We start from the raw sequence: 14313 nt of genomic DNA on the forward strand, positions 1-14313 counted from the left end.
CGTCGGCTCTTATTCGGACTTCGACATGTCGGCGATGTTATACACCTGGATCAGCATCGGGTTATAAACATAGCCCTTCACCGACGAGCGCATAGCGAAGATATCGTTCTTCTGGAACAGCAGCACGTAAGGCGCATCCTCGTTGGTGATCTTCTGGGCGTCGATGTAGAGCTTCTCGCGCTCCTTCTGGTCGACGGTCTGCAGCGCCTTGTTGATCAGGTCGGTGACCTTCGGGTTCTCGTAGAAGGAACGGTTACCGGGAGCGCCCATCTTGGTGGGATCGAACCATATGTTCATGAACATGAAGGGGTCGGCAAAATCGGGTGTCCAGGCGCCGGTCGAGATGTCGTAATCGCCCTTGGCGACCAGCTCGCGCTTGGTTGTGTCGGCGACGTTCTTCATATCCAGCGTGACGCCGATTTCGGCGAGCGATGCCTGCAGCGCAAGGCCGACAGGTTCCCAGGCCGAGTCGGCCTGCGAATAGGTATAAGTGACATGCAAGTTGGAAACGCCGGCGTCGGCGAGCAACTGCTTGGCCTTATCCAGATCGTAGCTGTACTGCATGCCTTGCGGATCATGGCCCCACATGCCGTCCGGTACCGCGCCGCGCATCTGCTCGGCCTGACCCTGCATCACGCCATCGACCAGGCCCTTGTAGTCAACGGCGTAGGAGATTGCCTGGCGCACCTTCGGATTGTCGAGCGGTGCCTTCTTGTTATTCAGGTAAAGATAGACGACGTAGAGGCTGGGATTGCTCTGAATAGCCACCCCTGCGCTCGACTTCATGGCTTCGGCCTGGTCCACGGGAACCTGGTCGATTAGATCGGCGTCGCCGTTCTCCAGCTGCAGCCGGCGCGACGACATCTCGCGTACGATCTTGAAGATAACCTGCTTGAAGGCTGGAGCCTTGCCCGCATAGTGCGGGTTTGGATCAAGCGTGATCTGCTGGTTGCGCTCCCAGCTCGCAATCTTGAAGGCGCCGCTGCCGGCGCTGTGCTCGGCGAGCCAGGCGCGGGCATCGTCGCCGTTGACCGCATGGTCCTGCGCTTTCGGATTCACGATCGACCCGGCGGAGGTGGCGAGCGCCGAAAGGAAAGGCGCGAACGGAGCCGAGAGCTCGAACTTCACCGTCTGCGGATCGACCACGACGACGTCCTTGATGGTTGGGAACATGTCTCCGGGACCGGCGGCCAGTTTCTTGACGCGGTCGAAGGAATATTTGACCGCGGCCGCATCGACCGGCGAGCCGTCATCGAACATGTGGCCGGACGCCAGCTTGAAGGTCCAACTGAGATTGTCGGGCGCTACAGTCCAGCTCTCCGCGATCTCGGGGATCACGTCCGTTTTTGCCCCGTCATACTTCACCAGACGCTCATAGGCCGGGAAGATCAGCGTATAACCGTTGTTGCTGACCTCGACTCCGGGATCGGCGGTGGGCGGATCCTCTGCCTTGTCGATGACGAGGACATCCTTGGCCGTGGCCCAGCTATGGCCGGTCAAGGCGAAAGCAGCGAACGCGGCAAATACCGCGGTCGGCAGGCGACGAGAGATTTTCATGCGCGCTCCCCTAGAGCTTTTCATTGAGCATCTCTGGCGTCGAGCCGGATGCTATTGCCCACGCTAGCATCCGTAACATGGATGGCAAGGCGATTTTTCGGATAGGAAAGCGATTTTTCGAATTAGCCAACAAGCATTTCGGCGCTGGCGGGGCCGTCGGCGGCTTGGCTCACGGCGCTGATCAATATCTGCTCGGACTGACCGGAGGCCGCGGTGCAGACGCACAGGATGCGTGCTGGCGTATCGCCGACGCTAATATAGGCATGGCCCATGGTGCTTTCGAAATATACGGATTCCCCCGCCTTCAGCCGAAGCGCCTCATAGACATCGGTATGAAGCTCTACCTCGCCTTCAAGCACGTAGGTAAATTCCTGCCCCGGATGCCGGATTAACTCACCAAAAGCATCGATGCTTTCGCTTGTCACGGTGCCCAGCATTGGGATCATTTCCTTGCGCGAGAGCTCTGTGCAGAGGAATTTGTAGATGTAATTCGGCGTCTCGACGATACGGCCGTCGTCGACCTTGCTCACCACCCTGGCACCGCGAGCGATAGGCGGAGCGCCTGCCTTTTTCACACCGAACAGTTCGGTGATGTCCACGTTCAGTCCTTGCGCCAGCTGTAGCAGCTTGTCGTATGTCAGTGACATCTGGTTGTTCTCGACCTTGGACAAGGTCGAGATGGCCAGCCCCGACATCTGGCTGACCTGTGTCAACGTCCAACCACTTTCCCTGCGCAACGCTTTCAGGGATTCGCCGAGACTTGGCTTCGAATCGCTCATGAGCCACCTGAAATCGTCATTCGTGCACTTTAAAGCGCTGGTTCGCGAAAGTCGACAGGCATGCAATAATACTTTATGATCAGAAATAGTTTTGGTCGATACGAAAAAACGCTGGTTCGCTCCGCCCCTGCTTGCTAAGGGTTCGCCATGCAAGACGTCTTGATCATCGGCGGGGGGATGGCAGGGGCATCGGCGGCCTACTGGCTTGCTCCGCACAAACGCGTGTCGATCCTGGAAGCCGAGCCGCATTGCGGCATGCACACGACGGGGCGTTCAGCCGCCCTGTTCATCGAGGGCTATGGCAACGCCGCGATCCGGGCTTTCACGCGCGCCAGCCGTGCATTCTTCATGGCGCCGCCGGCTGGCTTCTGCGAGGCGCCGCTGCTGTCACCGCGCGGCTGCCTCGTCATCGGATCACCTGAAAACCAGGAAGCTTTGAAGAGGCAGTTTGCCGAGGTGGGCTCTGAACCGGCCATCCCCATGGAGTGGCTCGATCCCGACCAGGTTCGCGCCGCTATTCCCGTGCTGCGCAACGACTACTCGACGAGCGGGTTCCTTGACCGTGCCGCGATGGATATGGATGTCGACGCCATGCATCAGGGCTTCCTGCGCGGCGCACGCCGCTCGGGCGCTGCGGTTATGACCGATGCCAGCGTGCTTGAAATCGAACGCAAGAACGGCGTTTGGGCGGTCACCACCACGGCCGGAGTGTTTTCGGCACCCGTGCTCGTCAACGCCGGCGGCGCTTGGGCGGACCAGATCGCCACGCTGGCCGGCGTGGCGCCGCTTGGCCTCATGCCGAAGCGAAGGACCGCGTTGCTAGTGGAGCCGCCGCCCGGAGTTGCTATCGGCGCATGGCCGGCCGTCACGGACGTCGATGAGCAATTCTACTTCAAACCCTCGTCGGGAATGCTCTTGCTGTCCCCAGCCGACGAGACACCGAGTGAGCCCTGTGACGCGCAGCCCGACGAAATGGATATCGCCATCGCAGTCGACCGCGTGCAACGGGCGGCCGACATCCCGGTCCGGCACATTTCGCGCAGCTGGGCGGGCTTGCGCTCCTTCTTCTCCGACAAGACGCCGGCCGTCGGCTGGGATGCCAATACCGAAGGCTTCTTCTGGCTGGCCGGCCAGGGCGGCTACGGCATCCAGACAGCGCCCGCGCTTGGGCAGACGGCCGCGGCGCTTTTGACCGGACGCGACGTACCTGCGGAGTTTTATGATACCGGTGCTGACCCCGCCTTGCTTTCGCCGTCGCGGTTTTCTCGACTAAAGAGAGTTGCCCAGCACTGACGCAGATTTCGCTCAAATCGGACAGTCTGCGTTCGGCCCCATTTTGGTCATTGACGAATGTCACTCGAGTGCAGATCGTGTGGACTAGCGGAAACTAAATCAACTCTTCGTCTTGTCGTTAGGTTCGCCAGACCATACGAGACGATACGAAGGATATGGGTTGGCTAACCAGCCTGTAAGCCATTGATTTTCTTTGCTAGCCTCACACCCTCCGGGTCCACCATAGTCATTGATTTCATTGATGAAAATTGCCATTTGCCAAAACGTTATGGGCCCAAGGATGCTGGGTCGGTCCTGATTTGTTCCGGTTGGTTGATCACTTGACGACGCGCAGGATCGCTCGTTGCTTCATGACACTTCAGCGGCAGCTAATCCTTGCGCGACAATTTCTCCTGGATTGCCTTGAGTGAAAGAGCATTGCCTTCCATCGCAATGCGCAGGAGGAGCGGATAGGGGAAGCCTCTGTCTTGCTCGATGCACTCAAACGTGCGCTTCGGTATTCCCAACGCCTTGGCCGCAGTTTCGGCAGTGAACCCTTCTTGCGGCGCCGTATCTGATACCTGACTTCTGTGAGCTTTGTTGGCGTAAAGGACCACCCCGGGAGAAAGCAGATCTCGTTCCAGCTGGGTGATTTCTTCCCTGAGTTCGTGAGCGTCAGCGAGCAGCTGTTGCCGAATCCGGCGTCGCCCCTGCATTCCTGGGAATCCTCAGGTCTTATCGAAAGCTTCGGAAGCCGAAGCTGTACCGGCGGAAATCGATTTGGACGTTGTCGGAGTTTCGCAAGTCGCCTGAGCACCTGCCTTCCCGGCGGCTGCATCGTGGCCTTGGCAGATGACCCTTGAGTGGACCTTCATGCTGCGCAGCTTGCTCTTCGCCGACCTGCCGATCAACTTCAGCTAAGGCATCGTTGCTGCCTGATGGGGCGTCATGCCTGCCATGTTCTCGTTCAGGTGACCCATGATCCAGACTGAGCCCAAAACCACCAGCGCCACGATCAGCACGCCGAAGGCGAGGGCGAGGACATTGTTTGTGTTGTCAGGCCCCGTGGTGATGTGCAGGAAGAAGACGAGGTGCACGCCCATCTGCGCGATGGCGAGCACCGTCAGGGCCGAGATCACTGCCGGCTGGTAGATCAGGTCGGTTTGCGCGGCGAGGAACGAGGCGATGGTCAACAGGATCGCCAGGCCGAAGCCGAGCAGGTAGCCTGCAAGGCCCCCTGCGAGCTCATGCTCCTCGATGCGTTCTTCACCCGGCGCTGCGTCGCGGTGATCGAGCGCTTGCTCAATGCGACCGTCCGTTTCGCTCATGATGATACTCCCAGGAGATAGACCAGCGTGAAGATGGCGACCCAGATGATATCCAGCGCGTGCCAGAACAGGCTGAAGCAATGCACCCGGCGCAAGATCTCCGGCCGGAATCCTTTCACCCAAAGCTGAGCCATCATTGTGCCGAGCCAAAGCAGGCCGAGCCCGACATGGGTGCCGTGGCAGCCTACGAGGGCGAAGAAGGCGGAGAGGAAGGCGCTGCGCGAGGGTCCAGCCTGCTCGTTGACCATGGTTGCGAATTCCTGCACTTCCAGGAACAGGAAGGCCGCGCCGAGCAAGCCGGTGACAAGCAGCCAGAATTGCGCGGCGGCCATTGACCGGCGATGGGTCGCCAGCGTTGCCAGGCCGCCGGTAAAGCTCGATGTGAGCAGCAGACCCGTTTGCGCCGCAACGCGCGTGAGCTCGAACAGGTCCTTGCCAGTCGGTCCGTCGGCCGTCGCCTTGGAGAGAACAGCGTAAGCGGCAAAGAAAGCCGAGAACATGATGATGTCGGACAAGAGGAAGATCCAGAAGCCATAGGCTACCGTGACGAACTTCGACGCCGGGCCTCCCTCGCCATGTCCGGTCGCCGAGATGAGGCCATGGCTGTGGCTGCGGCCCAGCCGATACGGATCGCGTGGCGCGCGGCCGGCCGTGATGTCGCTCATGCCGGGCGCTCCCGTCTGCGCATCCAGGCAAGCTGCGCCGCTCGCGTGCCGCGATCGATGCGCTCGACCTCGCTGGCGGGGACTTCGTAGTCGCCATGCTCGCGCCATGCGAACACGACGAACGTGATGTAGGCGCCGATGAAGCCGACGATGGCCAGCCACCAGATGTGCCAGATCAGTGCGAAGCCGATCAGCGTGCTGAAGAAGGCGGTGACGAACCCCGTCGGGCTGTTGCGGGGCATTTCGATAGGTTCATAGCCCTCTTCGATTTCCGGCGCCTGGTCGTCTACGGCCCTTTGCTTGACGGTCCAGTAGGGCTCCTCATTCTCGACATGCGGCAGCCGCGCATAGTTGAACACGGGCGGCGGCGAGGGCGTCGACCATTCCAGCGAGCGTCCGTCCCACGGGTCTCCTGTCTCGTCACGCAAGACGTCGCGATGTCTGATCGAAACGATGAGCTGCATGACCTGGCATGCTGCGCCGACGATCATCACCGCAATGCCGAAAGCCGCCACCATCAGCCATGGCGTCCAGAGATCCATGTCTATGTGCTGCAGGCGGCGGGTCATGCCGAGCAGGCCGACAATGTAGAGCGGCACGAAGACCAGAACGTAACCGGCAAGCGTGAACCAGAAAGCAGCCTTGCCCCAGCCTTCATGCAAGCGGAAGCCGAAGGCCTTCGGGAACCAGTAGGTGAAGCCCGCAAAGGCGGCGAACAGGACGCCCGAGATGATGACGTTGTGGAAATGCGCGACGAGGAAGAGGGAATTGTGCAGCATGAAGTCGGCCGGCGGGACAGCGAGCAGCACGCCCGTCATGCCGCCGATGATGAAGGTGGTGACAAAGGCCAGCGCCCACAGCATCGGCGTGTCGAAGCGCACGCGGCCGCCATACATGGTGAAGAGCCAATTGTAGATCTTGACCCCGGTGCCGACAGCAATGACCGAGGTGGCGATGCCGAAGGCCGCGTTGACGTCGGCGCCGGCGCCCATGGTGAAGAAATGATGCAGCCAAACCATGAACGAGACGATGCAGATGAACATGGTTGCAGCGACCATGGAGCGGTAGCCGAACAGCGGCTTCGACGAGAAGGTGGAGAAGATCTCCGAATAGATGCCGAAGGCGGGCAGTACGAGGATGTAGACTTCCGGGTGACCCCAGGCCCAGATGAGGTTGACGAACATCATCTGGTTGCCGCCGGCTTCGTTGGTGAAGAAGTGAAAACCGAGATAACGATCGAGCGTGAGCATGGCGAGCGTGGCGGTCAGGATCGGGAAGGCCGCAACAATCAGCAGGTTGGAAGCGAGCGAGGTCCAGCAGAACATCGGCATGCGCAGATAGCCCATGCCCGGCGCGCGAATCTTGAGGATGGTCGTCACCAGGTTGACGCCGGTGAGCAGCGTACCGACGCCGGAGATCTGGATCGACCAGAGATAATAGTCGACCCCAACGCCCGGCGAATAGGTCGTCTCGGAAAGAGGCGCATAAGGCAGCCAGCCGGTGCGCGCGAACTCGCCGACGACGAGCGAGATGTTGACGAGCAGCGCGCCGGTCGCCGTGAGCCAGAAGCTCACCGAATTCAATGTCGGGAAGGCGACGTCGCGGATGCCGAGTTGCAGCGGCACGGCGAAGTTCATCAGCCCGATGACGAAGGGCATCGCAGCGAAGAAGATCATGATGGTGCCGTGCGCGGAAAAGACCTGATCGTAATGCTCCGGCGGCAGGTAGCCCGGCGCATGGATGGCGAGCGCCTGCTGGGTGCGCATCATTATGGCGTCGACGAAGCCGCGCAGAAGCATCAGCGCCGCCAGCACGATGTACATGACGCCGATGCGCTTGTGATCGACCGAGGTTATCCACTCGCGCCAGAGGTAGGGCCAATAGCCTTTCAGCGTGATCCAGATCAGCACCGCGGCGGCCGCCAGGAACACCACCAGGGCCGCGCCGAGCGGGATAGGCTGATCGAAGGGAATGGCCGACCAGTCGAGTTTGCCGAGCATCGTCATCCTCCTTCTTTGGGCTGGTGCGTCATGGCCGGGGCCCCCGCCTTCGGCTCGGCTTTCGGGCTCACCTGCGGCTCGCCGGCGGCGGTTTCGGCTGGTCCCGGTCCGGGCGGCAGGGTCTGGCGCAGCACCGCATCGAACAGGCCAGGCTGAACCTGGCCGAAGGCGGCAGGCGGCATGTTGATGCTTTGGCGGGCAAGGGCGCGATAGGCGTTGGCGTCCAAAACGCCATTGCCGTGCAGGGACGAAGCCCACGCTGCGAACGCGTCCGCCGAAAGCGCCCGCACGCGGAAATTCATGTCCGAGAAGCCGTCGCCGCTGAAATGCGCCGACAGGCCGAAATACTCGCCTTCGCGGTCGGCCTGCAGATGCAATTCGGTCTGCATCCCGTTCATGACATAAACCATGCTGCCGAGCTGAGGCACGAAGAAGGTGTTCATCACGCTGGCCGAGGTCAGCTTGAAATGCACCGGAACACCGGCGGGGATGACCAGCTGATTGACCGTTCCGATACCTTGGTCCGGATAGAGGAACAGCCATTTCCAGTCGAGCGCCACGACCTGCACATCCAGGGGCCGCTGACCGGACTCGATCGGCCGGCGCGGATCGAGGTGGTGGGATCCGTAATAGATCAGCCCGCCAAGGAAGAGGATGGTGAGCGTCGGGATCGACCAGACGATCAGCTCGATGCGGCCGGAATAGGTGAATTCCGGATCGTAGCGCGCCCTGCGGTTCGTGGCGCGGAACATCCAGGCAAAGGCCAGCAACGCGACCAAGGTCGGGATGACGATGACCAGCATCACGGCAAGCGAGTTCAGAAGGATGGTGCGGTTGCCGGCGCCGATTGGTCCCTGCGGGTCGAGCACGCCTCCCGCGCAGCCGGGCAGGGCCGATATTACAGGCAACCAGAACAGCGGGGGCAGTGATTCGGATCTATGGAGGAACAACACAACGATTGGTCACGTGTTTGGGATAGTGCGTCCAACCAAGACGCACGTGGAAGTCTCTGATCAAGTCTTCGAACGCTGACGGGTCTCGCTGCGCGCACGTACAAGCCCGCAGACACGCCCAACTGTCACAGCAGGCGGTTGTTCCACCTGCTTTGAGGAAGTGCAGGCGTTAGGCGATCAGAACGAATGTCGACTTTCGATGGCGGCATGCCGGGTCAGAGCGGGACGGCACCAACAGGCCTTACCGCTGCAAGCTGCGGGCGCCGAGCTCCGCGCACCTGCAGACGATGGACCTGCCGTGCCGTGGCCACCTGGTTGCGGAGGTCTTGGGATCTATCGATATCGTGCTGGGGAGACGTAGGCAGATAGTCCGAGCCGTTGAGTGCGCGAACGCAACGTCCGAGCTGAGACAGATCAGACGGCGTAATTGGTTCCGCTCACTTCTTCTTCAACAGCCTCTATCCAATACTGATTGTTGGGTTCGGCCCGCAGAAGCCTGAACCTGCCCGTTTGTCCGTCCACCACAAGATCCAGGAAAGCGTTGGCCGCCTCGACCATGCCGATCGCAGGAGAGCTGTGTAGATCCAGCAGAGCACCGCCAGGAAACTGACAGCGAAGCTTGATGAACGCTGAACGTGATCCGCGCGCCGACCAGTCCCCTTCTTCGACACTTATAGCTGCCCAGGAATTCGTCTGCGACAGATGTTGGACGATTTTGTGCGGCGGCGCCGGGCGCACCGCCAACCGACGCATGTGACAACACTCCTCGATCACGGACGCCATTCGTCCAAATCCGGCCAGAAGCATTGTTCTGACGGGGTTTCTCGGCAATGGCTCCGTTCGCCACCAACCGGACCGATCGAGCGCGGGATGATCAAAGGCGCCTGCCTTCACGAGTTGGCTCACAGCACTCGCGATGACGGTCTTTCTTGGGCTCGCGTCCCGCACGTCGAAGGCACCACTCTCGTAATAGCCCTTCTGATGCACCAGCATCGAGTTCCAGTCTGTCGCGCCGAACAACGACCAGGCGGTGATGGCGCGTATATCGGCTCCGTCGTCGCTCGCCGCCTTGGCTTCCTGCCATCCCTCGATCAGCCACCGCAACTGTTCCTCGCGCGTGCATCCGTTGTGCAACTCGGTGACGGCAATTGGCCGGCGGAAGCGGTCCCAAATTTCCTTTAGCCGGAATCGCAACCGTGCATGGCCGCGCATCTCAGAACGCACCGCAGCGATGTCGACATAGGCGTCTATGCCGTTGCCGCCCGTCTGCTCTTCCGGATATCGCCGGAGATCGTCATCGAGCATACGGTCGCTTGTCAGGTAGTAGTCGATCCCGATGATGTCCGGCGGGCAAGGGTCGGCCGTCAGTTCGGCGAGATGACGCGGCTCCACGCCCGCCTCGAGCAGCCGCCGGTGAAATGGATGACCATCGTCAACGAGGCCGCTCAACAGATCAAGCGCCAGCCACCGGCGCTCGTTCTCGTAGTCGGCCTGGTAGCGAAGTCGTGGCGTGGAGAAAACCCGCCCGAAATCCTCGGTCTGCACGAGTTGCGCCGCCGGTATGTGTCTGCGGATTGCCTTCATGGCCGAGGCGATTGCGCGGCACTGCGCGACGGTCAATCGGAAGCAGGTTGCTTCGCATGTGCCATGTGGATGCCAAAGCCCATAGAGGCCGCTTATGCGCGCCGTCGTCAGGGGCTCGTTGACCGGCGTGAACATCTCCAGCCAAGGGTAACGTTCCGCCACTTGGCCGGCGTACCCCGCCAGCAATCCGGGGAAGTCCGGATCAAGCACATGGGTCGATTTCGGTCCGCTGCCATGGTGGACCAGCCCCGCAATAGGCCTCACGCCAAGCCTTCGCAATTCGTCAAGTCGCGCATCCGGCCAGCGCCAGTCGCGCGAACCATCGCCCTCGACCAGTTCCCACAGCACGGGATATCGGAGGGTCTTGATACCCGTCTCGGCAATGAGGCTGAGATCGCCTGCACGATCGAAATGCCCCGTCGCACGGAGCTGATCGCGGATCCCATCGCGCAGGCGAACCATGCTGCATTCAACGCCGCCCCAGATTTCGAGACTGTCTTTCACGGTGCGTCCCTAGTCCCAGGTTATTATCGTGGCGATTCAAAGAGCGTTGCAGGGACGGCATCTAGACGGGCATTGCGAGTGCTGACTCAACCTCGCTGCCTTGAGCAGCGACGGTCTTCTGAATGCGCGCGAAAGTCGCTAAAGCCTGGCCCACGACCTGATCCATATTGTAGTAGCGATACGTTGCCAGACGGCCAACGAACCACACGTTGGGGCAATTTGCAGAAAGCGCTTCATATTGTTTGTAGAGCGCCTCGTTTTCCGAACGCGGCACAGGGTAGTACGGGTCGCCAATATCTGTGGGGTATTCGTAGGTGAGGCTGGTCCGGACATTCTTCTGGCCAGTCAAATGCTTGTACTCGGTGATGCGCGTATAGGCTTCCGATTGCGGATAGTTGACCACGGCTACCGGCTGAAATTGCTCGCAGTCGAGGGTGACATGCTCGAAGCGCAATGAGCGATAGGGCAGACGGCCAAGTTTCCAGTCGAAGAATTCGTCGATCGGTCCTGTGTAGATCAGCCGCCTGAAAGGAATCCGCTCTCGGACCTCGCGATAATCCGTCTGCAGCATGATCTTGATTTTGGGATTGTCCAACATCCGTTCGAACATGCGCGTATAGCCGCCGGCCGGCATCTGCTGGAAGCTGTCGCCGAAATAGCGATCGTCGCGGCTGGTTCTGGTCGGAACGCGGGCCGTCACCGACTTGCTCAACTGGCTGGGATCGACCCCCCACTGCTTTCTCGTGTAACCGCGGAAGAATTTCTCATAGAGTTCTCTGCCAACGGTGCTCACGACCACATCCTCGGCAGTGCGGATTTCCTCGACGGTTTCACGACGGGACACGAAGAACTCTTCCAGCTCTGCCGAGCTCAACTCCAGACCGTAAAGGCGGTTGATCGTGTCGAGGTTGATCGGAATCGGAAGAAGCTTGCCGTCCACGAAAGCGAGCACACGGTGCTCGTAAGGCCGCCAAGTTGTGAACTGCGATAGATAGTCGACGATCGACTGGGCGTTGGTGTGGAATATATGTGGTCCGTAACGATGAACGAGGATGCCGGCTTCGTTGTAGCAGTCATAGGCGTTGCCGCCGATGTGGCTGCGACGGTCGATGAGAAGAACGCTTTCGCCCCTTTGCGAGGCGATCCGTTCCGCGAGAACACTGCCGGCAAAGCCAGCTCCGACGATCAGCCAGTCGAACATGGTCATGCGCTCCTGCGAAAGGGCACGACCTTCTTGCTTGCACTGGCCTTCTTGATGTGGGCGGCCATGCCTTCCCATGTTCGCTGCCAGGACATCTTCGCGAGATAGGCATCGACCGCTGGCAGCCGCATATCACGAGGTTGCGCCAGCACCGAGCGCAACTTCGGCTCGATATCTTCGGCATCCGCGATGTCGACGAGTCCCGCTGTGCCGTAGCTTCGCACGACATCGACGATTGCAGTCGAGATCACTGGCAGACCCGCGGCGAGGAACTCGGGAGTTTTCGTCGGACTGATGAAACGCGTGGCTTCGTTGAGCGCAAAGGGCATCCAGCCCACGTCCCAATGCCGGAGGTAATCGGGCAGATCCGTATAGGCTTTGCTGCCGAGCCAATGCAGGTTATCGGCCCTCGGGAGGCGGTCAGGGTCGATCTTCACGACCGGGCCAAGCATCACGAAGTGCACGTCCCGCATCCTCCTTGAAGCCCGCGCCACGAGATCGATGTCAAGGCGCTCGTCGATGACGCCGAAGAAGCCTACCCGAGGATGTGGGATGCCCAATTGATCGGCCGGCTCCTCGCCGGGCGTCCTCGCCTTGTGAAAGTGGCTGACGTCGATGCTGCTGGGGAAAGGATAGATTGCCCGATGCTGGCTGCGCTTCGCTTCAAACAGGCTCAGGCCGCCGGTGAAGACGACATCGGCGCGTTCGAATAGCGCCCGCTCCATCACGGTGAGCTGGGCTGGCGCATTCTTGAATGCCGAAAGCTCGTCCATGCAGTCGTAGACGCATACGTCGAAGTCGACATGCGCGCTGAAGCGCAACGCCATCGGGGTATAGTACCAAGCGGTCAACTGAGCGTGCGGTGTCGACGCGATGATCCGGTCAAGATATCTGCGCTGGATCGCGTCGGCTCTGGCAGGGCTGGTGCCGACCGGCAGCAAGGGAGTCGCGATCCGGATGCCCGGCGCCGCGTCGCAAAACCGAATGGATGAGTGAGAGCATTCTTCGAAGATAGGTTCCTCGAAGTAGACGATCTGGTGCTCTTTAGAGGCAAGCGTGAGAATGTGCTGTGGGCGTTGATAAACGAAATTCCATCGCAAGTGGGAAAAGCATATCAGTAAATCTTGTTCTGTTCTGGTTTTGATGGCGGCCGGTATTCTTATAGCTGCGTCCATATAAGTTTTCCCTGCTGACATTGCCGTTTAGACTGCGAGTAACATTTGTTAATCGCGAGATGCAGGAACCTATTCCTGCAATATGTCTAACTGTCCGCTGATTAACTTGTTCCAGCCAGCGAGCGATATGCATGCAGCGCGCTGGGCCAGAGAATGCGGCATCGCTATCAAGCAGCTTCCTGGGGACGGCCGCGCGGATGCCGCATTTCCGTTGGATCAGCAGCTAACATAGCCGGCGGCTTGAATTGATTCGCCCGACCGAAGCGCCTTGGGCGTTTAACGATCGGCAATCGCTGGGGCAGAAAGATGAAGATCGACTTTGAGACGAACGTGTTCCCGTTGTTTCACCCACAGGCGGTGGACGATCTCAAGGACCCATGCCCGGTTTACGACGGCCGGCTCTGGCATGTGTTCGGGTCGAGCGGCACGGTAAGCAGCGAGACCTGGAAGATCCTTCACGCGACCGCGCCCGAATTGCATGGACCGTGGACGGAGCATGCGCCGATCGAGCTTCCGGTCACGGGCTCGGGCGTCGCGGCGCCGGGTGTCGTGCACGAAGATGGCGTCTTCCATATGTTCATCCAAACCGAGTTCATGAAATCCGGCGGCCGCTGTGAGCACGCGGTGTCAAATGACGGGTTCAACTGGGTGGTACTCAATCCTGCAATCCTGTCCGTGCCGGACACGGATGAAGACGGCATCTATGATCCGCATCCGGCTCTCATCGGCGGCAAGCGCTACATCGTTTATTCGGGCATGCCGAAATTCACCCGGGTCCCGCAGCCGGATATCTATCTGGCCCGAAGCCAGTCCGATTCATGGTTCGGGCCTTGGAAGCGCTTGGGCAAAATCCTGGATCACAACGAGATTCCTCACCACAACACGCGGGAAGACCCCGACTACGAATGGGGAATTGAAGGCGCCCAATTAGTGGAGCTTCCGGATGGTCGCGTGCTCCTCAATGCCACCTGCTTCCTTCCGCATGGACCGCGGGGAAGCCGGCAACGGGTGTTTTTCGCCATCGCGGGCACCATCACCGGACCTTACGTCTCGATAGGTCCAGTGCTTGATCCGGGCGGGCCTGGGGAAAACGGCCACTCGACAGTTATGATCAACGGCGAGCGGCTGACACTTTTCTACCAAAGTCGCGTTGCGGCGACGAACCATCGGTGGCGCTATGGCTTGGCGAGCTTCGATGTGTCCGTGCTTTCGAAGGTGGCCTGACCGGCTCTTCACAAGCTCGCGGTCCTATTTCGACAGGTTTTCGTCCCGCTTAGGCCTGCGACCGGTCCTCC

General features: G+C 60.3%; 12 protein-coding genes and 1 pseudogene. 3 read left to right on the forward strand and 10 right to left on the reverse strand.

From position 1 onward, the window contains the following. Positions 1–9: 9 nt before the first annotated feature. Both FJW06_RS21065 and FJW06_RS21070 read right to left on the reverse strand, forming a co-directional pair. On the reverse strand, positions 10–1557 hold the full coding sequence (locus tag FJW06_RS21065) for an ABC transporter substrate-binding protein (RefSeq protein ID WP_140754115.1): 1548 nt from the start codon (positions 1555–1557) through the stop codon (positions 10–12). Positions 1558–1679: 122 nt separating this feature from the next. Then, a complete protein-coding gene (locus FJW06_RS21070; RefSeq protein ID WP_140754116.1) occupies positions 1680–2336 on the reverse strand; it encodes an XRE family transcriptional regulator in 657 nt (218 codons plus the stop codon). Positions 2337–2483: 147 nt separating this feature from the next. Between FJW06_RS21070 and FJW06_RS21075 the strand changes: the two genes are divergently transcribed. Continuing rightward, positions 2484–3629: an FAD-binding oxidoreductase gene (locus tag FJW06_RS21075; RefSeq protein WP_140754117.1), complete on the forward strand. Its 1146-nt coding sequence runs from the start codon at positions 2484–2486 to the stop codon at positions 3627–3629. A 368-nt stretch (positions 3630–3997) separates the two neighbouring features. Here FJW06_RS21075 and FJW06_RS21080 read toward each other — a convergent pair whose 3' ends face one another. The 5 genes from FJW06_RS21080 to cyoA form a co-directional block, all read right to left on the reverse strand. After that, positions 3998–4324: a hypothetical protein gene (locus FJW06_RS21080; protein WP_246674747.1), complete on the reverse strand. Its 327-nt coding sequence runs from the start codon at positions 4322–4324 to the stop codon at positions 3998–4000. Between the two features lie 201 nt (positions 4325–4525). Then, positions 4526–4936 carry a cytochrome o ubiquinol oxidase subunit IV gene (gene cyoD, locus FJW06_RS21085; protein WP_140754118.1) on the reverse strand — a complete coding sequence of 137 codons (411 nt, stop codon included), beginning with the start codon at positions 4934–4936 and terminating at the stop codon, positions 4526–4528. Next, entirely contained in the window at positions 4933–5601 is a 669-nt protein-coding gene (locus FJW06_RS21090) for a cytochrome (ubi)quinol oxidase subunit III (protein ID WP_140754119.1), read from the reverse strand. The genes cyoD and FJW06_RS21090 overlap by 4 nt, the downstream gene beginning before the upstream one ends. After that, complete coding sequence (cyoB, locus tag FJW06_RS21095) at positions 5598–7601, reverse strand: cytochrome o ubiquinol oxidase subunit I (protein ID WP_181178485.1); 2004 nt, start codon at positions 7599–7601, stop codon at positions 5598–5600. The genes FJW06_RS21090 and cyoB overlap by 4 nt, the downstream gene beginning before the upstream one ends. Positions 7602–7603: 2 nt before the next feature. Further along, complete coding sequence (cyoA, locus tag FJW06_RS21100) at positions 7604–8509, reverse strand: ubiquinol oxidase subunit II (protein WP_246674749.1); 906 nt, start codon at positions 8507–8509, stop codon at positions 7604–7606. 269 nt (positions 8510–8778) lie between these two features. Here cyoA and FJW06_RS30685 point away from each other — a divergent pair. After that, positions 8779–8919: pseudogene (locus FJW06_RS30685) on the forward strand (NADH-quinone oxidoreductase subunit D); the annotation flags it as partial. Between the two features lie 49 nt (positions 8920–8968). On the opposite strand, the gene FJW06_RS21110 reads toward FJW06_RS30685, so the two are convergent. The 3 genes from FJW06_RS21110 to FJW06_RS21120 form a co-directional block, all read right to left on the reverse strand. Further along, on the reverse strand, positions 8969–10642 hold the full coding sequence (locus FJW06_RS21110; RefSeq protein WP_140754122.1) for a glycoside hydrolase: 1674 nt from the start codon (positions 10640–10642) through the stop codon (positions 8969–8971). A 61-nt stretch (positions 10643–10703) separates the two neighbouring features. Further along, positions 10704–11843 carry a UDP-galactopyranose mutase gene (gene glf, locus FJW06_RS21115; protein ID WP_140754158.1) on the reverse strand — a complete coding sequence of 380 codons (1140 nt, stop codon included), beginning with the start codon at positions 11841–11843 and terminating at the stop codon, positions 10704–10706. A 2-nt stretch (positions 11844–11845) separates the two neighbouring features. Beyond that, positions 11846–13018 carry a glycosyltransferase gene (locus tag FJW06_RS21120; RefSeq protein ID WP_140754123.1) on the reverse strand — a complete coding sequence of 391 codons (1173 nt, stop codon included), beginning with the start codon at positions 13016–13018 and terminating at the stop codon, positions 11846–11848. Positions 13019–13324: 306 nt separating this feature from the next. Here FJW06_RS21120 and FJW06_RS21125 point away from each other — a divergent pair, with 306 nt between their 5' ends. After that, entirely contained in the window at positions 13325–14242 is a 918-nt protein-coding gene (locus tag FJW06_RS21125; protein WP_140754124.1) for a hypothetical protein, read from the forward strand. The last annotated feature ends 71 nt before the right edge of the window (positions 14243–14313 follow it).

The organism is Mesorhizobium sp. B4-1-3 (assembly GCF_006439355.1).
Classification (GTDB): domain Bacteria; phylum Pseudomonadota; class Alphaproteobacteria; order Rhizobiales; family Rhizobiaceae; genus Mesorhizobium.